Genomic DNA, 20,548 nt, shown 5'->3' on the forward strand with positions numbered 1-20,548 from the left:
GGTTTGGGGGTTGAGTCAGGCTGCGCGGGCGTGAGGAGACTTCATGTCCCGGAGCTTTTCCGCGACCATGAAGGAAAGCTGGAGCGCCTGGTCTCCGTTCAGGCGAGGGTCGCAGTGCGTGTGGTAGCGGCTGTGGAGGTCGTCCTCGGTGACGGCGAGCGGGCCGCCCAGGCACTCGGTGACGTTCTGGCCGGTCATCTCCAGGTGCATGCCGCCGGCGTGGACGCTCTCGGCGGCGGCGACCTCCAGGAAGGTCTTCACCTCGGAGAGGATGCGGTCGAAGGCGCGCGTCTTGTAGCCGTTGCTGGCCTTGTGGGTGTTGCCGTGCATCGGGTCGATGGACCAGATGACGGGGCGGCCGTCGCGGCGGGTGGCGGTCATGAGGCGCGGCAGACAGTCGGCGACCTTGTCGGAGCCGAAGCGGCCGATGAGCGTGAGGCGGCCTGGGAGGGCGTCCGGGTTGAGGGCGTCCATCAGGCGCAGCAGGTCATCGGGCTCCATCGTGGGGCCGCACTTGACGCCAATGGGGTTACGGATGCCGCGCATGAACTCGACGTGGCCGCCGTCGAGCTGGCGGGTGCGCTCGCCAATCCAGAGCATGTGGGCGGAGCCGTCGTACCAGTGGCCGCTGGAGGACTCCTGGCGGGTCATCGTCTCCTCGAAGTTGAGGAGCAGGGCCTCGTGGCTGGTGAACAGGTCCACGGGGATGGGGGACGGCGTGTTGTGCTCGGCGGTGGGGCTGAGCGCGTTGATGAAGCACAGCGACTCGAAGATGGAGTCGGCGAGCTTGCGGTAGCTGTCGGCGCCGGGCGTTCCGGCGACGGAGTCGAGCGACCACTGGTGCAGGTTGCACAGGTCCGCGTAACCGCTCTGGGCATAGGCCCGGAGCAGGTTCAGCGTGGCGGAGGACTGGTGGTAGGCCTTGAGCAGGCGCTTGGGGTCGGGCGTGCGCTCCGCGGCGTCGAAGTCCATGCCGTTGATGATGTCGCCGCGATACGCGGGGAGGGTGACGCCGTCGAGCGTCTCCACGGGGCTGGAGCGCGGCTTGGCGAACTGGCCGGCGATGCGGCCCACCTTCACCACGGGCCTGCCGCCGGCGAACGTGAGCACCAGCGCCATCTGGAGGATGAGGCGGAAGGTGTCGCGGATGTTGTCGGAGGTGAACTCCTTGAAGCTCTCCGCGCAGTCGCCGCCCTGGAGCAGGAAGGCCTTGCCCTGGGCGACCTGGGCCAGGGCGGAGGCGAGCCGGCGCGTCTCCGCGGGGTTCACCAGCAGGGGCAGCCGGGACAGCTCATCCTCGACCTGCGTGAGGGCGCGCGCGTCCGGATAGTCCTCCGGCATGTACTTCACGGGCTTCTGCCGCCAGGTGCGGGGGTTCCAGGTTCGGTTCATCGGGAGGGGGCCGTTTCCAGAGGGGTGCCGGGCGTCGCCGGCAGCAGGCCGTTCGCGACGCAGTAGGCGAGGTATCGGAAGAAGAGGGGGCGGTCCGCGGGGGGGCAGGTGATGGCCGTGCCCTCCAGGGCGTGATGGAGGCGCTGACAGCGGATGGGCCCCAGGCCGAACGCGGGCTGGGCGTCACTGGATCGCAGGTCGAAGAAGGCCAGCGTGGTGGTGTTGTCGGCGGTGCCCGCGCGCTCGGCGACCTGGGCGCGCCACTGGGGGACGGGGAGCAGGTCCACGGGGTAGCCGTACTCGCGCACCCAGCGGAACAGGTCCGGCAGGCGCACGTCGGGGACGGGCGTGACGTTGAACACCGTGCCGGGCGTGGCCGTGCGCGACAGCTTGACGATGGCGCGCGCCACGTAGTCGACCGGCGTCCACGTCTCGCCCACCTCGAGCATCGGCAGCGTGCGGGCGGGGATGCCCGCCAGGAGGATTCGCCAGACCAGGTCCTGCGGGTTGACGATGGCGGTGTCGGTGGCGCCGACGACGCGGCCCAGCCGGTACACGGCGACGGGCAGGCCGCGCTCGGACGCCTGTTGCACGAGCCGCTCCGCGACCCACTTGCTCTGCTGGTAGCCGTCGCGCAGGCCGGGGTGCGCGGGCACGAAGTCCTCGGGCACCTCGGGGCTGACGTCGGCCTGGGGCGCCACGGCCAGCGTGGACACGTAGTGGAAGGGCTTGGGCCGCACGGCGGCGGCCAGCCGCAGCAGCTCGCGCGTGCCCCGGACGTTGACGGCCTGGAGGCTGCCGTACTCTCGCACCACGCTCACCACGGCGGCGTTGTGCAGGATGACGTCGCACTCGGCCGCGAGCCCATGGAAGCGCGCGCTATTGAGCCCGAGCGAGGGCTGGGTGAGGTCCGACGGGAGCGCGAGGACGCGCTCGCCGAGGCCCTCGGTCGACAGCCGCTGTGACGTCATCGCCGCGCGGATGCGCTCCAGGGCCTGGGCTTCGTCCTTGGCGCGCACCAGGCACACCACGCGCGCCTGGGTCTGGCGCAGGAGCTGGTCGAGCAGGTGCGCGCCGACGAAGCCGGTGGCGCCGGTGAGCAGCACCTGGCGGGGCTCGGGGAACAGCGCCTCGAAGGTGCGCGCGGCTCCCGTCGTCGCGGGAGGCGCGAGGCGGGGGACGATGTCCTCGGACAGCTCGGCGTCCGCGAGCACCGTCGTGCTCGGGCCGGAGGTGTCGTGGCCGCTGGACTCACCGTGCTCCAGTGCCTGGGCGAGCGCGGCGGCCGTGGGGTAGCGGAACACCGTGGCGACGGGGACCTCGCGTCCCAGGGCGATGCCCAGGCGGTTGGCCACCTGGATGCTCTGGAGGGACTGGCCGCCGCGGTCGAAGAAGTCGTCCTGCGCCGTGAGGCCCGTGGCGCCCAGGACCTCCTCCCAGATGCCCAGCACCACGCGCTCCAATTCCGTGGTGGCCTGCGCCGTCTGGGTGGCGGGGTCGACCACGGCTGCCTTGCGCAGCTCGGCGCGGTCGATCTTCCCGGTGCTGGTGCGAGGCAGTCGCTCCACGAACACGATGGCGCCGGGCACCATGGGGGCCGGCAGGTTTGTGAGCAGGTGCTTGCGCAGGTCCGCGGCGGACGGTGCCGGTGACTCCGCGACGATGTGCGCGCACAGCCGGCGAGCGCCACCCGGGAGCGTCTGGCCCACCACGGCGGCCTCGCGCACGCCGGGGTGGCCGAGCAGCACCGTCTCCACCTCGGCGGGGTCGATGCGGTGGCCGCTGATCTTCAGCTCGTCGTCCACGCGGCCGACGAAGACCAGCTGTCCGTCCTCGCGCATCCGAGCCTTGTCGCCGGTGCGGTAGGCTCGGGGCTGGCCGGGCAGCGCGGCCAGCGAGATGAAGCGGGCCTTGTCCAGCTCCGGGCGTCCCAGGTAGCCGCGCGCGAGCGCGCCACCCAACAGGCACAGCTCGCCCTCGGAGCCCCGGGCGACGATGCGACCGTGCGCGTCCACCAGCGCCGCGCGCACGCCGGGCAGCGGCACGCCGATGGGGACCTCGTCACGCTCGGACGTGAGGCCGTTCGCGTCAGCGAGCGAGGTCGTCGTGTCCGAGCGCATGCCGGGCGGCGGCACGCCGATGGGGACCTCGTCACGGTCGGACGCGGAGCCATTCGCGTCAGCGCGCAAGGTCGTCGTGTCCGAGCGCATGCCGGGCGGCGGCACGCTGATGGCGACCTCGTCACGCTCGGACGCAGGGGCGTTCGCTTCACCGAGCGAGGTCGTCGTGTCCGCACGCACGTCGGGCATCGGCAGCTCGGACGTGGGGGCCTTCGCATCGCTGAGCGAGGCCACCGTCGCCACCACCGTGGCCTCGGTGGGGCCGTAGGTGTTGAGCAACTCCACGCTCGGGCCCACCGTGGCGCGCCAGCGGGCGACCCGCTCCGGGAGCGCGGCCTCGCCGCCGATGATGACCGTGCGCAGGGAGGAGGGCAGCTTCGCCGCGCCCGTGGACACGGCATAGGCCAGCTCGTGCCAGAAGGCGGTGGGCAGGTCGAGCACGGTGATGCCGTGGGCCGCGCAGGCCTCGAGCAGGCGCGGCACCGACTGGAGCATCTCGTCGGTGCGCAGCACCAGGCGTCCACCCACACACAACGTCAGGAAGACCTCCTCCACGCTGGCGTCGAAGTGCAGCGGCGCGAACTGGAGGACCCGGTCCTCGCGGGTGAAGCGGTAACGGTGCGTGGCACCCGCGACGAAGTGCGCGAGTGCGTCGTGGGAAATCTGCACGCCGTTGGGCTGGCCTGTGGAGCCGGACGTGTAGATGACGTACGCCAGGTGCTCACCGGCGGCGCGCGTGGGCTGCTCGGCGACGGCGACGTCGCGCCGCTGGATGTCCAGGTGCCCCGAGGCGCGAGGGCTCGCATCGGTGGCCTCGACGGCATCGGAGGGGAGCACGAGCAGCGAGGGCGTGGCGTCCTCGAGGATGGCCGAGGCGCGGGACGCGGGGCCATTCGGGTCGAGCGGCAGGTAGCCCGCGCCGGCGCGGAGGATGCCCAAGGACGCGATGATGGCGTCGAGCCCGCGAGGCACCTTCACCGCCACGGGTGTGTCGGCGCGCGCGCCCTGATCGGTGAGCCGGGCCGCGAGCGCTCCGGAGGACTCCCACAACTCGCGGTACGTGAGCCGGAACCCGCCGTGCTCCAAGGCGATGGCGTCCGGCTGCTCGCGGACCTGCTGCTCCATCAGCTTGAGGACGGGCCGGGGCGCCGTGGGGAGCGGGCCGCCGTCGAGCAGCGAGGCCTCGGCGGAGGATACCCCCGCGCCCTGGCCACGCACGGGCGCATCCGGCGCGCCCAGCCAGGTGTCGAGCGCCTGGAGGAACTCGCGCTGGTGGCTGTCCACCGTGCGCGCGTCGTAGCAGACGGGGTTCGCGTCGAAGTCGACGCGCAGGCCGCCGCCGTCGGAGCGGGCGTACATGCCGATGGAGAGGTCCTCCACCGGGCCCGCGGAGATGTTGTGCGCGATGCCGGGCAGCCCCGCGAAGCGCAGGCCGTAGTCGAACGGCATGATGTTGACCACGGGCCCGAACAGCTTGCGCTGACCACCCACGCGGCGCAGGTCGCGGCGCAGCTGCTCGTAGCGGTAGCGCAGGTGCGGCCGGGACGCCTTCAGCTCCGCGGCGATGTCGCGCGCCAGCGACGCGAGCGAGGCGTCCGCCGCCACGGGCACGCGCAGGGGCACGATGTTCATCGCCATGCACGGCACGCGGATCGCCGCCGAGCCCAGCCGCGTCATCACCGGCAGCCCCAGCACCACCTCGGGCGCGCCCGTGCGCTGGTGGATCCACGCGGCGGCCGCGGCGAGCACCAGGTCCGGCCACGTCAGGCCCACCTGCTTCGCCACGGCCTGCATCCGCTCCACGTCGACCTTCTCGAGCTGCCGCGTGGCGCGGACGAAGGTGGCGGACATGGGCGCGGGCGGGGCCAGCGTCACCGGCAAGGGCGCGTCCGTGAGCCGGCCGACCCAGAACTCACGGTCCTTCTCGAGCTGCGGCCCCGCGCGGTACGCGGCGTCCTCGTCCAGCACGGGGCGCAGGGGGCCGAAGCCCGCGGGCGCGGCCTTCCCCGTGACGCGCGAGGTGTAGAGGTCCGCCACGCGGCGGGCGAGCAGCGAGAAGCCGAACCCGTCCATCGCGATGTGGTGGACGCGCTGGAACCAGAACCAGCGCTCGGGACCGGCCTTGAACAGGACCTGCGCGAAGAGGGGCCCACGGGTGAGGTCCACGGTGCGCGTCAGGTCCTCGCGCATCCACGCCTGGGCGGCGGCCCACGGGTCCTCGGCGGACGTCAGGTCGACGTGCTGGAGCGCCCAGTCCACCCGCGGCGTGACCTGCTGCGAGGGGCCCGCCTCGGTGGTCTCGAAGCGCGCGTGGAGGGCCTCGGCCTCGGAGACGGTCTGCCGGACGGCGGCCTCGAAGTGCGCGGGGTCGATGGCGCCGCGCAGCTCGATGCACTCGCCGGCGTTGTAGATGGGGCTGGCGAGGTCGAGCTGCTGACCGACCCAGATTCCGTGCTGCGCCGCGGAGAGCGGCCAGGGTGCGGCGTGTGATTCGGGCATCGCCAGATCCTTCTGGGGGGACGTCGAGCGGGAGCGAGGTGGGGGAGGCCTCGCTCCGTCAGCGGTGCACTACGAGCGGGCGGACACCTGGACGCTGCTGGCGTCCGGGAGCGGGAGCGTCATGGCGCCGAGCATCGAGTACCACTCGGTCAGCGTGGGGCGTTCGGCCAGCTCCACGAAGGAGGACTCGAAGCCGTAGCTCCTCCAGCGCTCCACCAGGCTCATCAGGCGGATGGAGTCCAGGCCGAGCTCGAGCAGGTTCGCGTCCTCATCCACCTCCTGCACCGACTGCTGGAGCATCTCCGCGACCTCCGCGCGAATCTGCTGCCGGGTCAGGCGCGGGAGCGTCGTCGGCCCGGGCGCGCCCAGCATCTCCAGGACCTGCTGCGTGGTGGTGGTGACCGCGCACAGCTTCGCGGCGTAGTTGAGCGCGAGGTGGTGGTGGTCGAGCGAGAAGTCACCCAGCGCGTCCGCGACGAGGAAGGGCTGGATGTGGCTCATGAAGCCGTCGCTGGCCGTCTGCAGGCAGCCGATGTGCGCGTAGATGCCGCAGATGATGAGCTGATCCCTCCCGAGCGCGCGCATCGTGTTCAGCAGGTCCGTGCGGCGGAACGCGCTGTAGGTCCACTTGGTGAGCTGGAGGTCGACGTGGGTGGGCGTCAGCTCGTCGATGATCTTCTTCTGCTCCGGGGCGTCGGGGATGCCGCCCCCCCAGAAGTCCAGCAGGAGCCCGCGCTGCTCCGGCGTCTGGCCTCCCGGCTGCGCGGAGTACGCCACGGGGATGCCCATCGAGTGGGCGTGCTGGCGCAGCCGCTGGATGTTGGGGACCAGCTCCTTCACGGGCGACTGGCCCGGCGTGAAGGCGTTCACGAAGTAGTGCTGCATGTCGTGGATGAGCAGCACCGCGCGCTTCGGCTCGAGCTTCCAGGCGACCTTGTTCTTGGGCAGGTCGGCGGCGCCGGGCATCGGATAGGGGGAGATGGCGGGGAGCGCCATGGGGGAAGAGCCTTTCTGGTGCGGACGTGGGGGGAGTGGGCTTCAGCGGGGCGCGTTGGGCTGACTGAGCTTCTCGCGCAGCGCCTTCTTGCTGACCTTGCCGACACCCGTCTTGGGGAACGCGTCGAGGAACTCGACCCGGTCCGGAATCTTGAAGGCCGCCAGGCCCCGCTCCCGCAGGAACGCGGTGAGCGACGTGGCCGGAGGCGGCGTGCCGCGCGGGATGACGAACGCGCAGGTGCGCTCGCCCAGGAACGCATCCGGCATGGACACGACGGCGGCGTCGTGGACCGCGGGGTGCGCCAGCAGGTGGTTCTCCACCTCTTCGGCCGCCACCTTGTCACCGCCGCGGTTGATCTGATCCTTCGCGCGGCCCTCGACCACCAGGTAGCCGTCCGCCGTCATGCGCACCAGGTCTCCGGTGCAGTAGAAGCCGTCGGGGGTGAAGGCGCGCGCGTTATGCGTCTCCGCCTTGTAGTAGCCGCGGATGGTGTACGGCCCGCGCGTGAGCAACTGGCCCGTCTCGCCCACCGCGACGTCCTGCCCGTCCTCGTCGACGATGCGAAGCTCGTCGTCCACGCAGATGGGGCGGCCCTGGGTGTTGACGATGCGCTCCTCGGAGTCGTCCAGGCGCGTGTAGTTGACCAGGCCCTCGGCCATGCCGAAGACCTGCTGCACGGTGCAGCCCAGCGTGGGCTTCACGCGCGCGGCGGCCTCGGCGCTGAACCTGGCGCCGCCCACCTGGAGCACGCGCAGGCTGGACAGGTCATGCCGGCGCGCCTTGGCCGAGTCCATCCACACCATGGCCAGGGGCGGCACCAGGGCGGTGATGGTGACCTTCTCCTTCTCGATGAGGGGGAAGGCCACGTCGGGGCTGGGGTGCAGGGCCAGCACCGCGGTGCCACCCGCGTAGAACGTGCCGAACACGCCCGGCGAGCTCATGGGGAAGTTGTGCGCCGCCGGCAGCGCGCACAGGTACACGCTGGAGGTGTCGAGCTGGCAGATCTCCGCGCTGGCCCGGAGGCTGTAGATGTAGTCGTCGTGCGTGCGCGGGATGAGCTTGGGCACGCCCGTGCTGCCGCCGGACAGCTGGAAGAAGGCGACGTCGTCGGGGCGGGGCTCGGTCAGCGCCACGGGTTGCGCGGCGTACAGGCTCTCCAGCGAGGTGAATGGGCCCGCGTCGCCCACGACGAGGACGTGCTTGAGTGTGGGCGTCTTCGCCTGCACGGCGGAGGCGAGGTTGCGGTAGTCGAAGCCGCCGTGGCGGTCCGCGATGACGTAGGCGACCGCCTCGGTGAACTCGCAGAAGTAGCCGATCTCCGAGCCGCGGTGCGCGGGCAGGGCGAAGACGGGCAGGGCGCCCAGCCGGAACAGCGCGAAGCATACCTCGTAGAACGCGGCGATGTTGGGCAGCTGCACCACCACCCGGTCCTGCGCGCGGATGCCCAGGCCGTGCAGGCCCGCGGCGAGCTGGTCCACGCGCGCGTCGAGCTGCCGGTACGTGAGCCGCTCGGCGCCGGAGACCAGCGCGGTGAGGTCGCCGTGGCGCTCGGCGCGCTCGCGCAGGAGCATGCCGAAGGTCTCCCCGCGCCAGTAGCCCGCGGAGCGGTAGCGCGCGGCATATTCCTCCGGCCAGGTGGGGCAGCCGGGGAGCCGGGACGCGGTCGTGCTCATGGCTTCACCTCGGCGCCCTGGCCCAGGCCCATGGCCTGGAGCATGGTGCGGAACTTGGCCTCGGTCTCCGCCAGCTCCGACTCCGGCTTGGAGCCCGCGACGATGCCCGCGCCCGCGAACAGCCGCAGCGAGCTCTCGTCCGCCTCCGCGCACCGGATGGTCACCGCCCACTGCCCGTCGCCGTTGGCGTCGCACCAGCCCACGGTGCCCGTGAAGTAGCCCCGGTCGAACGGCTCGATGTGGCCGATGGCCTCGTGCGCCAGCTCCGTGGGGAAGCCGCACACGGCCGGCGTGGGGTGCAGCGCCATCGCCAGCGTCAGCGAGGAGATGGACGGGTCGGCGATCTCCCCAACGATGCGGCTGGACAGGTGCCACATCGTCTGCGTGCTGACGAGCGACGGCAGGGCCGGCACCTCCAGCGTCTTGCAGAACGGACGCATCGCCTCCGCCACCGCGTCGATGACCACCGCGTGCTCGTGCAGATCCTTGGGGGACTCGAGGAGGCGGGCCGCCCGGGCCTGGTCCTCGACGGGGTCCGGGCTGCGCGCGGCGGAGCCCGCCAGCGGGTTGGCCACCACCTGCATCCCGTTGCGAGACACGAGCAGCTCGGGGCTCGCGCCGATGAGCGTGCGCCGGCCCTCGCCCGCGCTGGCGCCGGGCAGGTCCACGGCGAAGGTGAAGCCGGACGGGTTGCGGCGGGCCAGGTTGTGCAGCAGCCGCTGCAGGTCGATGGGCGTGGTGGCGCTCAGGTGCAGCGAGCGCGACAGCACCACCTTGCGCAGGGGGCCGCTCTGCATGAGCTTGAGCGCCTGGGCCACGCCGTCCAGGTACGCGGCGGGCTCCGGCACCGGGCGCACCGTGTAGCTCTGCGGGAGGACGGGGTGCGGCATGGCCACGTCGTCGAACACGAGCGGGCCGGCGCGCTGGAGCGTCATCGGCACCACGAGCTGCGCGGGCGCGCGGCCGACGAAGGGCACCGCGCCCACCGCCACCGGGATGTCATGGTCCGCCTGGCGCGCGTCGCTCAGCACCTTGGCCACGCGCTCGCCCAGCCGCTCCAGCGAGCTCTGGCCGCCCACGTGCGGCACCGTGGCGAAGGTGCCCCGCGCCAACAACGTCCGGCGTGGCGAGGCGAAGAAGAAGGAGGAGCCGGCCTCGTAGCTCTCGAGCAACTGCGCCGCCAGCTTCTGGGGTGCCACTTCGGTCGTCTTCACAGCCAACCTCCAGTCGCGGAGGACCCGGAGCGCGCATCGGACGCGACTTCCGTGGCCTTCCACTGTTTCAATCGTGAAACAAAGGTAACAAGTCGAACAGAGAACCACGGGTGCCCGGCGGGGGAGGGCACGTGCTCAGGTGCCCAGGGTGGCGCCGCCGTCGACACACAGGTCGTGCAGGGTGATGTGGCGCGCGCGGTCCGACACCAGGAACTGCACCGCGTGGGCGATGTCTCGCGGGTCGGCGATGCGCTTGAGCGGGATGCCGACGCGGAAGCTCTCGGAGGAGCCGGCGATGACGGCCTGGGCGCCGTTGGCGTCCTTCCACATGCCCCGCTGCATGTCGGTGTCCGTGGAGCCCGGAGACACCACGTTGCAACGGATGCCGTATTGCGCCAGCTCCAGGCCCAGGCACTTGGTGAACATGGTGGAGGCGGCCTTGGACGCGGCGTAGGCGCCCATCCGCAGCCGGGGCGTGCTGGAGGCGTTGGAGGCCACGGTGACGATGACACCCTCGCGCCGGGGGACCATGCGACGCGCCACCGCGCGCGAGACATGGAACACGCCGTTCGTGTTCACCCCGAAGGTCGTCGCCCAGTCCTCGTCGCTCAGGTCCACGATGGAGGACATGCGCAGCACGCCCGCCACGTTCACCAGGATGTGGATGGGGCCCAGCTCCTTCTCGATGCGCTCGACCGCCGTCTCCACCGCCGCGGCGTCACTGACGCTGACCGGCCATGCGCTGGCCTTCTGTCCCCGCGCTCGCAGCTCCGCCACCAGCGCCAGCAGCCCCTCGGCGTTCGTGTCGAGGGCGGCGATGGTCGCCTCGGGGGCCAGCACCCGCGCGACCTCGGCGCCGATGCCCCGCGCCGCGCCCGTCACCAGTGCCACCCGCGGTGTGTCTCCCATCGAGTCCGTCTCCTTCGTCCTGGGCCCGAGGGTCCGTCCAGAGAATGGGATAATGAGAATGGTTCTCATTATCGTTATTGGACGTCTAAGTGCCATGCGCAAACGAAGGTGTCAAGGGTGGTGACACGGTGCGCGAAGGTTGCGGAGTATTTCGGGGCGCCTTCCGGTGTGAGGTTGTCTTCCATCACGGAGACGTGGGGCGGTGGTGTCTGTCATCCTCGCGTTGTTTCGTTTGACGCCCGAGGACCCGGCGGCAACCGCCAACAAGGCCTCGGCCGGGCCGTCCTCCCGAGGGAAGGGATGGGGGTTGGCGTCCCGCGGCGGGCGGGAAATGCATGTGGGAATCCCGTAGTACCGGCGGGCTGCTGGGAGGAAGTTTTCTTCCCAACGACAATTCCGGACGGTGGAGACGTCTGTCATACGTATCCACTCTGTGTCCGAGGGGGGCATGACGATGAGCCGGTCCACCGCATTGCCAGTCGTGTCTCCGGATTCTCGGAACCCCGAGAATGACGGAGGGGGGCCTCCGGCGGTGCCGACCATCCCTTCGAGAGACCGGGAGCCGGTGGGGCGGGCTCCACTCCCCGTGTGGACGCGGTTCCTGCCGGCGGGGCGGGTGGTGGTGCGCGAGGGAGACCCGGGCTCGTCGATGTTCGTCATCCTGGAGGGGCGGGTGGGGGTGTACCGGGAGTCCGCCGGCGCCGAGGCGCGCATGGTGGGGCAGCTGTCCGGGGGGCACTTCTTCGGCGAACTGGCGCTGATGACGAAGTGTCCGCGGACCGCGAGCGTGGTGACGATGGAGCGCACCGTGCTACGCGAGCTGACCCGGACGGGGCTGGTGCTGATGGGCGCGCGTCACGGGCTGGAGGCGCCGGTGGTCGAGATGCGATGCCGCGAGCGGTTGCTGGAAGATGCGTTGCGGAGCAGCCCGCTGCTGCGCGGGTTGTCACCGGAGCTGTGGGCGCAATTGGGCAGCGCGCTGGTGCCCTGTTCCATCGGCGCGGGGGAGACGCTGCTCACGCGCGGCGTCCCCGGCGAGGCGCTCTACATCCTGCTGCGCGGCAGGTGCGCTGTCTTCCACACGCACCCGGATGGTCGTGTCACCCCGTATCCGGACATGGGGGAGGGCGCCATCTTCGGCGAGGTGTCGTTGCTGCGAGGACGGCTCGCGACGGCGACGGTGAAGACGCTGACGCCGTGCACGTTGCTGCGCCTGGACCGTGACGTGTTCCGCAAGTTCTTCTGGGGACAGGCGGAGATTCGTCGTGCGCTGGTGAGCCTGGGGCTGGAGCGCATGCACCGGACGATGGACGTCATCGTCAACCCGTCGGAGTGAAGCGCGCCTCCGTTCAGCGCTGAGCCTGGTTGATCGCTCGAGTCATGTGCGGGCGCGTCACACGCATCGCGTCGGACGTGCCCGCACGGGTCGCGTATCCAGGTGTGGGGCAATTTTCCGAGTGCCCTGACGCGAACGCTTCAGCCCGGGTCCCGCGCACACCACGCTCGGAAGTGTGAACCGCACGTCCTTGTGGGGAGGCTGCGTGCAATTACACCGGTTTTGTATGTAAGACATGTTTTACCTGGACTCCCCTCCCAGGCCCCTCTCTCATGACCCAGCCACGCTCCCAGGACCTCCGCGTTGAGCGCAGCGTCACCCGTGCGATGGAGCCCCGCACCGAGACCGAACGCGCGGTGGCGCTCATCTGGAGTGAGGTATTGAACATTCAGCAAGTGGGCGCGCTCGATGGCTTCTTCGAGCTGGGGGGCCACTCGTTGCTGGCGACGCAGGTGTTGTCACGCATCCGGACGGTGATGCGCGTGGAGGTGTCGCTCCAGGAGATGTTCGACCTGGGGACGGTGGAGGCGCTGGCGGGGCGCATCGACGCGTTGGTGGCGCTGCGGCCCGGAGAGGTGCTGGAGCCGGTGCGCGCGTCGCGGGAGCGGCCGTCGTCGCTGGTGCCGTGCGAGCGGCAGGCGGAGTTGTCCTTCGCGCAGCAGCGGCTGTGGTTCCTGGACCAGTACGCGCCGGGCAGCGCGCTCTACAACCTGCCGGCGGCCATCCGGTTGGAGGGCACGCTCGATGTGGCCGCGTTGGAGCGGGCCTTCACGGAGCTGGTGTGTCGGCACCAGTCGCTGCGCACGGTATTCCCGGCGCGGGATGGGCGGCCGTTGCAGGTGGTGGCGCACGCGGGCAACGCGCCGATGGCGCTGGAGGTGGAGGACCTGCGCTACCTGCCCGCGTCGGAGCGCGAGGCGCTGGGGCTGCGCGCGGTGCGCGAGGAGGCGCGCAAGCCGTTCGACCTGGTGCGAGGGCCGCTGTTGCGCGCGCGCTTGCTGCGGCTCCAGGAGAGCGAGCACCTGGTGGTGGTGACGATGCATCACATCGTCTCGGACGCGTGGTCCATCGCGGTGCTCATCCGGGAGATGGTGGCGCTCTACGAGGCCTTCAGCGCGGGCCGCGCGTCCCCGTTGCCCGAGCTCCCCATCCAGTACGTGGACCACGCGGTGCGGCAGCGCGACCGGCTGCGTGGCGAGGCGCTGGAGCGTCAGGTCGAGTGGTGGCGCAAGCAGCTGGACGGAGCTCCTCCTTCGCTGGAGCTGCCGACGGACCACCCTCGCGGCGAGGACACGTCGAACCCGGGCGCGGTCATCAAGGTGACGCTGCCGGTGGGGCTGGTGCGGATGCTGCGCGGCTTCTGCCGACAGGAGGGCGCGACGCTGTTCATGGGCCTGCTCGCGGGGCTGCAGGCGCTGCTGGCGCGCTACTCGGGGCAGGACGACATCTGCGTGGGGGCTCCCGTGGCGGGGAGGACCTCCGCGGACACGGAGGGGTTGATCGGCTTCTTCGTGAACACGCTGGTGCTGCGCACGAAGCTGGAGGGGGAGCCGACGTTTCGTGAGCTCCTGAAGCGGGTTCGGGAGACGACGCTGGGTGCGTACTCGCACCAGGACGTGCCCTTCGAGAAGCTGGTCGAGGTGCTCCAGCCGGAGCGACAGCCGAAGCGGACGCCCTTCTTCGAGGTCGCGCTGGTGCTGGTCAACACGCCCATGGCGGCGCTCGAGAGCCCGGGGCTGCGCTTCCGTCCGCTCGATGTCGACAGTGGCACGTCGAAGTTCGACTTCACGCTGACGTTGAGTGAGTCCCCCGCGGGGCTCACGGGCGCGCTGGAGTACCGCACGGACTTGTACGAGCCCGCGTCGGCCGAGCGCCTCGTCGCGCACCTGGAGCGGTTGCTGGAGCGCGCGGTGCTCGCGCCCGATGTCCGGCTGTCCGAACTGTCGCTCCTCACGGAGTCGGACCGGCGGCTCGCGCTGGAGAGCTGGAACCCCGCGCCGTCGGAGACTCGCGTCGAGGTCTGCGCGCACGAGCTGGTGGAGGCACAGGCGAGGAGGACGCCGGAGGCGGAGGCGGTGGTGTGGGGAGGGGAGTCGCTGACGTACGCGGAGCTGGAGCGTCGGGCGAATCAGCTGGCGTGGCACCTGGGGGCGCTGGGAGTGGGGGCGGGGGAGCGGGTGGGGTTGTGCATGGAGCGCTCGTTGGAGCAGCTGGTGGGGCTGTTGGGGATATTGAAGGCGGGGGCGGCGTACGTGCCGCTGGACGCGAAGTACCCGGCGGAGCGGCTGGGGTACATGGTGGAGGATGCGGGGGTGGCGCGAGTGCTGACGACGAAGCGTCAGCTGGGGGCGCTGCCGGCGGGGGTGAAGAAGAGGGCGCTGTGCGTGGACGAGGAGGCGGGGGAGGTGGCGCGCAGGCCGGAGATTGCGCCGCCGAGGGCGGTGCCACCGGGTGGCACGTGCTACGTGGTGTACACGTCTGGAAGCACGGGGAAGCCGAAGGGGGTGGCGCTGTCGCACGCGGCGCTGTGCAACCTGCTGCTGTGGCAGAAGGCGCACTCGGTGAAGGCGGAGGCGAGGACGCTGCAGTTCGCGTCGCTGAGCTTCGACGTGTCATTCCAGGAGATTTTCGCGACGTGGAGCGCGGGAGGGACGCTGGTGGTGCCGCCCGCGGCGCTGAGGCAGGACGTGCCTGCGCTGCTGGACTTCATGGCGAGCCAGGGGGTGGAGAGACTCTTCGTGCCCTTCGTGGCGCTGCAGGCGCTGGCGGACGCGGTGGCGCACGGGGCGAGGGTGCCGGAGTCGCTGCGAGAGGTGGTGACGGCGGGAGAGCAGCTGCAGGTGACGCCGGCGGTGGTGGCCCTCTTCGAGAAGCTGCCGGGGTGCGTGCTGGAGAACCAGTACGGCCCGTCGGAGACGCACGTGGTGAGTGCGTACCGGCTGAAGGGGCCGGCGGGGAGCTGGCCGAGGCTGCCGCCGATTGGAGTGCCGCTGCCGGACACGAAGCTGCTGGTGCTGGATGAGAAGGGGCGGCTGTGTCCGGTGGGGGTGGCCGGAGAGCTGCACATTGGAGGGGCGCAGCTGGCGCAGGGGTACCACGAGAGGGCGGAGCTGACGGCGAAGCGCTTCGTGCCGGACGGGTACGCGAGGGAGGTGGGGGCGAGGCTGTACCGGACGGGGGACAGGGCGAGGTGGAGGGGCGACGGGGTGGTGGAGTTCCTGGGGCGACTGGACGCGCAGGTGAAGGTGCGCGGCTACCGGATTGAGTTGGCGGAGGTGGAGGCGGCGCTGAGGGAGTTGGAGGGGGTGAAGGACGCGGCGGTGGGGGTGCACGAGGAGACGCCGGGGGACAGGAGGCTGGTGGGGTATGTGGTGCCGAGGGCGGGGGCGGCGTGGGAGCCGGAGGGGCTGAAGGAGGCACTGGGGCGCAAGCTGCCGGAGTACATGGTGCCGCCGGCGCTGGTGAGGCTGGAGGCGCTGCCGCTGACGCCGAGCGGGAAGGTGGCGAGGGCGAAGCTGCCGGCGCCGGACCTGGCGAGCCTGAGGGGCGTGGCGCCCTTCGTGGCGCCGAGGGACACGCTGGAGACGCAGCTGGCGGAGGCCTTCGCGTCGGTGCTGAAGCTGCCGAGGGTCAGCGTCACCGACAGCTTCTTCAGCCTCGGCGGTCACTCGCTGCTGGCGACACAGGCGATGGCTCGCATCCGTCATCACCTGCGCAGGGAGCTCCCGTTGCGCATGCTCTTCGAGGCGCCGTCCGTGGCCGCGCTGGCCCGACGCATCGAGGCCGAGATGCCTCCGCTGGAGAGCCGCGCACCGACGCCGATGCGGGCGCGGACGAGATTCCGAAACGAGAACGAGCAGGGCGACACGGAGGAAGAGATGCTCTCTTTTGCCCAGCAGCGACTGTGGTTCCTGGACCAGTACAGGCCCGGCAGCCCCCTCTACAACATCCCCGCGGCGCTGCGGCTCAAGGGCGCGCTGGATGTGCCCGCGCTGGAGCAGGCCTTCACGGAGCTGGTGCGGCGTCACCAGTCCCTGCGCACCGTCTTCCAGTCGCGCGAGGGCAGGCCCATGCAGGTCATCTCCCGGAGCGCGCCCCCGCGAATCCTGCTCTCGGTGCAGGACCTGGCCCCGCTCTCCGAGTCGGAGCGAGAGACTGAAGCACACCGCCGGGCGTGGGCCGAGGCCCGTCGCCCCTTCGACCTGACACGCGGGCCGTTGCTGCGCACGGCGCTGCTCCGGTTGGGGGCGCGTGAGCATCTGCTCCTCGTGACGCTGCATCACATCATCGCGGACGCGTGGTCCATCGCCGTGCTCATCCGAGAGGTGGTCACGCTCTACGAGGCCTTCAGTGAAGGCCGGCGGTCCCCCTTGCCCGAGTTGGCGATCCAGTACGCGGACTACGCTGTCCAGCAGCGCGAGTGGCTCCAGGGCGACGTGCTCGAGCGGCAGCTGACGTGGTGGCGCAAACAGCTCGACGGGGTTCCCGCCATGTTGGAGCTGCCGACGGACCGGCCGCGCCCCGTGGAGGCTCGCAACCCGGGCGCGGTGCTCAAGGTGGACCTCTCGCGTGAGCTCACCCGCTCCCTCGTCAGCCTGTGCCAGCGCGAAGGGGCGACGCTGTTCATGGGCCTGCTCGCGGGGTTGCAGGCGCTGCTGGCGCGCTACTCGGGACAGGACGACATCTGCGTGGGGGCTCCCATCGCCGGGCGCCAGCAGATGGAGACAGAGGGGTTGATCGGCTTCTTCGTGAACACGCTGGTGCTGCGCACGAGGCTGGACGGAGACCCGACGTTCCGCGAGCTGCTGGGGCGGGTGCGGGAGACGACGCTGGGGGCGTACTCGCACCAGGACGTGCCCTTCGAGAAGCTGGTCGAGGTGCTCCAGCCGGAGCGACAGCCCGGACACACGCCGTTCTTCCAGGTGGCGATGGTGTTGCTCAACACCCCGCCCATGGAGCTGTCCACGCCGGGGCTCTCCTTCGAGGCGATGGACGTGGACAGCGGCACGTCCAAGTTCGACTTCACGCTGATGCTCCGGGAGACGCCCACGGGCCTGACGGGCACGCTGGAGTACCGCACGGACTTGTACGAGCCCGCGTCGGCCGAGCGATTCGTCGTGCACCTGGAGCGACTGCTCGAGGGCGCTGTCGCCAATCCGCTCCACCGCGTCTCCGAGCTACCGCTGGTGTCCGACGCGGATCGCCGTCTGGTGCTGGAGGACTGGAACGCGACGAGCACGGGGTCTCGTTGGGAGGTCTGCGCGCACGAGCTGGTGGAGGCACAGGCGAGGCGGACGCCGGAAGCGGTGGCGGTGGTGTGGGGAGGGGAGGCGCTGACGTACGCGGAGCTGGAGCGTCGAGCGAATCAGCTGGCGTGGCACCTGGGGGCGCTGGGAGTGGGGGCGGGGGAGCGGGTGGGGTTGTGCATGGAGCGCTCGTTGGAGCAGCTGGTGGGGCTGCTGGGGATATTGAAGGCGGGGGCGGCGTACGTGCCGCTGGACGCGAAGTACCCGGCGGAGCGGCTGGGGTACATGGTGGAGGATGCGGGAGTGGCGCGAGTGCTGACGACGAAGCGTCAGCTGGGGGCGCTGCCGGAGGGGGTGAAGAAGAGGGCGCTGTGCGTGGACGAGGAGGCGGGGGAGGTGGCGCGCAGGCCGGAGATTGCGCCGCCGAGGGCGGTGCCACCGGGTGGCACGTGCTACGTGGTGTACACGTCTGGAAGCACGGGGAAGCCGAAGGGGGTGGCGCTGTCGCACGCGGCGCTGTGCAACCTGCTGCTGTGGCAGAAGGCGCACTCGGTGAAGGCGGAGGCGAGGACGCTGCAGTTCGCGTCGCTGAGCTTCGACGTGTCATTCCAGGAGATTTTCGCGACGTGGAGCGCGGGAGGGACGCTGGTGGTGCCGCCCGCGGCGCTGAGGCAGGACGTGCCTGCGCTGCTGGACTTCATGGCGAGCCAGGGGGTGGAGAGACTCTTCGTGCCCTTCGTGGCGCTGCAGGCGCTGGCGGACGCGGTGGCGCACGGGGCGAGGGTGCCGGAGTCGCTGCGAGAGGTGGTGACGGCGGGAGAGCAGTTGCAGGTGACGCCGGCGGTGGTGGCCCTCTTCGAGAAGCTGCCGGGGTGCGTGCTGGAGAACCAGTACGGCCCGTCGGAGACGCACGTGGTGAGTGCGTACCGGCTGAAGGGGCCGGCGGGGAGCTGGCCGAGGCTGCCGCCGATTGGGGTGCCGCTGCCGGACACGAAGCTGCTGGTGCTGGATGAGAAGGGGAGGCTGTGTCCGGTGGGGGTGGCCGGAGAGCTGCACATTGGAGGGGCGCAGCTGGCGCAGGGGTACCACGAGAGGGCGGAGCTGACGGCGAAGCGCTTCGTGCCGGACGGGTACGCGAGGGAGGTGGGGGCGAGGCTGTACCGGACGGGGGACAGGGCGAGGTGGAGGAGCGACGGGGTGGTGGAGTTCCTGGGGCGACTGGACGCGCAGGTGAAGGTGCGTGGCTACCGGATTGAGCTGGCGGAGGTGGAGGCGGCGCTGAGGGAGTTGGAGGGGGTGAAGGACGCGGCGGTGGGGGTGCACGAGGAGACGCCGGGGGACAGGAGGCTGGTGGGGTACGTGGTGCCGAGGGCGGGGGCGGCGTGGGAGCCGGAGGGGCTGAAGGAGGCGCTGGGGCGCAAGCTGCCGGAGTACATGGTGCCGCCGGCGCTGGTGAGACTGGAGGCGCTGCCGCTGACGCCGAGCGGGAAGGTGGCGAGGGCGAAGCTGCCGGCGCCGGACCTGGCGAGCCTGAGGGGCGTGGCGCCCTTCGTGGCGCCGAGGGACACGCTGGAGACGCAGCTGGCGGAGGCCTTCGCGTCGGTGCTGAAGCTGCCGAGGGTCAGCGTCACCGACAGCTTCTTCAGCCTCGGCGGTCACTCGCTGCTGGCGACACAGGTGGTGGCGCGCATCCGCCATCGGCTCAAGGCGGACATCCACCTGACGACGCTCTTCGAGGCACCGTCCGTGGCCGCGCTGGCCCGACGCATCGAGGCCGCGCCGCGCGCGCCGCTGGCGACCCTGCCTCCCATCGTCCCCGCATCACGCGACAAGCCGGTGCCGCTGTCCTATTCGCAGGAGCGCCTGTGGAAGCTGTTCAAGGCCAACCCCCAGTCCACGGCCTACAACCAGCCCGCGGCCTATCGCTTCAAGGGCGCGCTGAACCCCGACGCGCTCCGGGCCGCGGTCCAGGCGCTGGTGGACCGACACGAGTCCCTTCGCACCACCTTCACCGAGGAAGCCGGTCAGCCCGTCCAGAAGGTCGCCGCGACGTTGCGAATCGACCTGCCGCTGGAGGACTTCCGGGCCCGCGAGGACCGGGAAGAAGAAGTCCTCCGTCGCATCGCCGAGGACGCGCGCAAGCCCTTCGACCTCACGCAGGGGCCCCTGGTGCGCGGCGGTCTGATCCGCCTGGCGGACGACGAGTACCTGTTCATCTTCAGCAAGCACCACATCCTCTCGGATGGCTGGTCCGAGAGCGTCATCACCCGCGAGGTGGTCCACCTCTACACCGCCTTCGCGCGCGGCTCGACGCCGTCGCTGCCTCCGCTGGTGATTCAATACCCCGACTACGCGGCCTGGCAGCGCCGCTGGCTGTCCGGTGTCGAGCTGGAGTCCCGGCTGTCCTACTGGCGCAACGCCCTGGCGAAGGCGCCGAAGCTGCTGGAGCTGCCTCTCGACAAGCCCCGTCCTCCCACGCGCACGTTCAACGGCACCTGGATTCCCGTGTCGCTGGGGCGCGCGCGCAGTGACGCGCTCAACCTGCTGTGCCAGCGCGAGCGCGTGACGCCGTTCATGGCGCTGCTGTCCCTGTTCGGCACCTTGCTCTGCCGCCGGGCTCGACAGGAGGAGCTGGTCATCGGCTCTCCCATCGCGAACCGCGCGCTCCCGGAGGTGGAGTCCCTCATCGGCCTGTTCGTCAACACCGTCGCGCTGAACGTGGATGTGCGCGGCAATCCCTCCTTCCGGCAGCTGTTGGCCCGGGTGCGCGACGTCACCCTCGGCGCCTACGCGCACCAGGAGGTGCCGATCGATCAGGTGGTGGACACCCTCGTCCCCCAGCGACAGCAGAACCGGGCGCCGCTCTTCCAGGTGATGTTCGTGCTCCAGAACACTCCCGCAGAATCGCTGGAACTGCCGGAGCTGACCTTGATGCCGATGCCGTCGGATCGCGGTGCCTCCATCTACGAGCTGACGCTCTCGCTCCAGGAGCAGGAGGACGGGTTCTCCGGGCTGCTGGAGTTCAACACCGACCTGTTCGAGCCCGACACCGCACGACGACTGTGTGACGCCTTCTCCGCGCTCCTCGACGCGGCGCTGGCGACGCCGGACATGCGGGTCGGAATCGACGCGGTCATCCCAGGATTCGAAGGGCAGGAGTGA

At 70.9% G+C, this 20,548-nt stretch carries 8 protein-coding genes; 2 read left to right on the forward strand and 6 right to left on the reverse strand.

Annotated elements, in window-relative coordinates; all coding sequences use genetic code 11:
• Positions 1-15: 15 nt before the first annotated feature.
• The 6 genes from VZQ01_RS40290 to VZQ01_RS40315 form a co-directional block, all read right to left on the reverse strand.
• Positions 16-1,392 (reverse strand): class II 3-deoxy-7-phosphoheptulonate synthase, encoded by a 1,377-nt coding sequence (locus VZQ01_RS40290; RefSeq protein ID WP_426746300.1) that lies wholly within the window; start codon positions 1,390-1,392, stop codon positions 16-18.
• Entirely contained in the window at positions 1,389-6,011 is a 4,623-nt protein-coding gene (locus tag VZQ01_RS40295; RefSeq protein WP_426746301.1) for a thioester reductase domain-containing protein, read from the reverse strand. Before VZQ01_RS40295 ends, VZQ01_RS40290 begins: the two co-directional genes overlap by 4 nt.
• A 69-nt stretch (positions 6,012-6,080) precedes the next feature.
• Entirely contained in the window at positions 6,081-7,007 is a 927-nt protein-coding gene (locus tag VZQ01_RS40300) for an isochorismatase family protein (protein WP_223749098.1), read from the reverse strand.
• A 42-nt stretch (positions 7,008-7,049) separates the two neighbouring features.
• Entirely contained in the window at positions 7,050-8,681 is a 1,632-nt protein-coding gene (locus VZQ01_RS40305; protein ID WP_267700866.1) for a (2,3-dihydroxybenzoyl)adenylate synthase, read from the reverse strand.
• Entirely contained in the window at positions 8,678-9,895 is a 1,218-nt protein-coding gene (gene dhbC, locus VZQ01_RS40310; RefSeq protein ID WP_223785906.1) for an isochorismate synthase DhbC, read from the reverse strand. The genes VZQ01_RS40305 and dhbC overlap by 4 nt, the downstream gene beginning before the upstream one ends.
• Positions 9,896-10,030: 135 nt before the next feature.
• Positions 10,031-10,804, reverse strand: coding sequence for a 2,3-dihydro-2,3-dihydroxybenzoate dehydrogenase (locus tag VZQ01_RS40315; protein WP_223749095.1), 774 nt, complete (start codon positions 10,802-10,804; stop codon positions 10,031-10,033).
• Between the two features lie 532 nt (positions 10,805-11,336).
• Between VZQ01_RS40315 and VZQ01_RS40320 the strand changes: the two genes are divergently transcribed.
• Both VZQ01_RS40320 and VZQ01_RS40325 read left to right on the forward strand, forming a co-directional pair.
• Positions 11,337-12,140: a cyclic nucleotide-binding domain-containing protein gene (locus VZQ01_RS40320; protein WP_426746302.1), complete on the forward strand. Its 804-nt coding sequence runs from the start codon at positions 11,337-11,339 to the stop codon at positions 12,138-12,140.
• 380 nt (positions 12,141-12,520) lie between these two features.
• Positions 12,521-20,548: a non-ribosomal peptide synthetase gene (locus tag VZQ01_RS40325; RefSeq protein ID WP_426746303.1), complete on the forward strand. Its 8,028-nt coding sequence runs from the start codon at positions 12,521-12,523 to the stop codon at positions 20,546-20,548.

Source organism: Myxococcus faecalis (genome assembly GCF_050039385.1).
GTDB lineage: Bacteria > Myxococcota > Myxococcia > Myxococcales > Myxococcaceae > Myxococcus > Myxococcus fulvus.

Excerpts from the sequence above, each read along its gene's own strand:
- VZQ01_RS40290 (WP_426746300.1), bottom strand. The coding sequence starts at position 1,392 with ATGAACCGAACCTGGAACCCCCGCACCTGGCGGCAGAAGCCCGTGAAG.
- VZQ01_RS40295 (WP_426746301.1), bottom strand. The coding sequence starts at position 6,011 with ATGCCCGAATCACACGCCGCACCCTGGCCGCTCTCCGCGGCGCAGCAC.
- VZQ01_RS40300 (WP_223749098.1), bottom strand. The coding sequence starts at position 7,007 with ATGGCGCTCCCCGCCATCTCCCCCTATCCGATGCCCGGCGCCGCCGAC.
- VZQ01_RS40305 (WP_267700866.1), bottom strand. The coding sequence starts at position 8,681 with ATGAGCACGACCGCGTCCCGGCTCCCCGGCTGCCCCACCTGGCCGGAG.
- VZQ01_RS40315 (WP_223749095.1), bottom strand. The coding sequence starts at position 10,804 with ATGGGAGACACACCGCGGGTGGCACTGGTGACGGGCGCGGCGCGGGGC.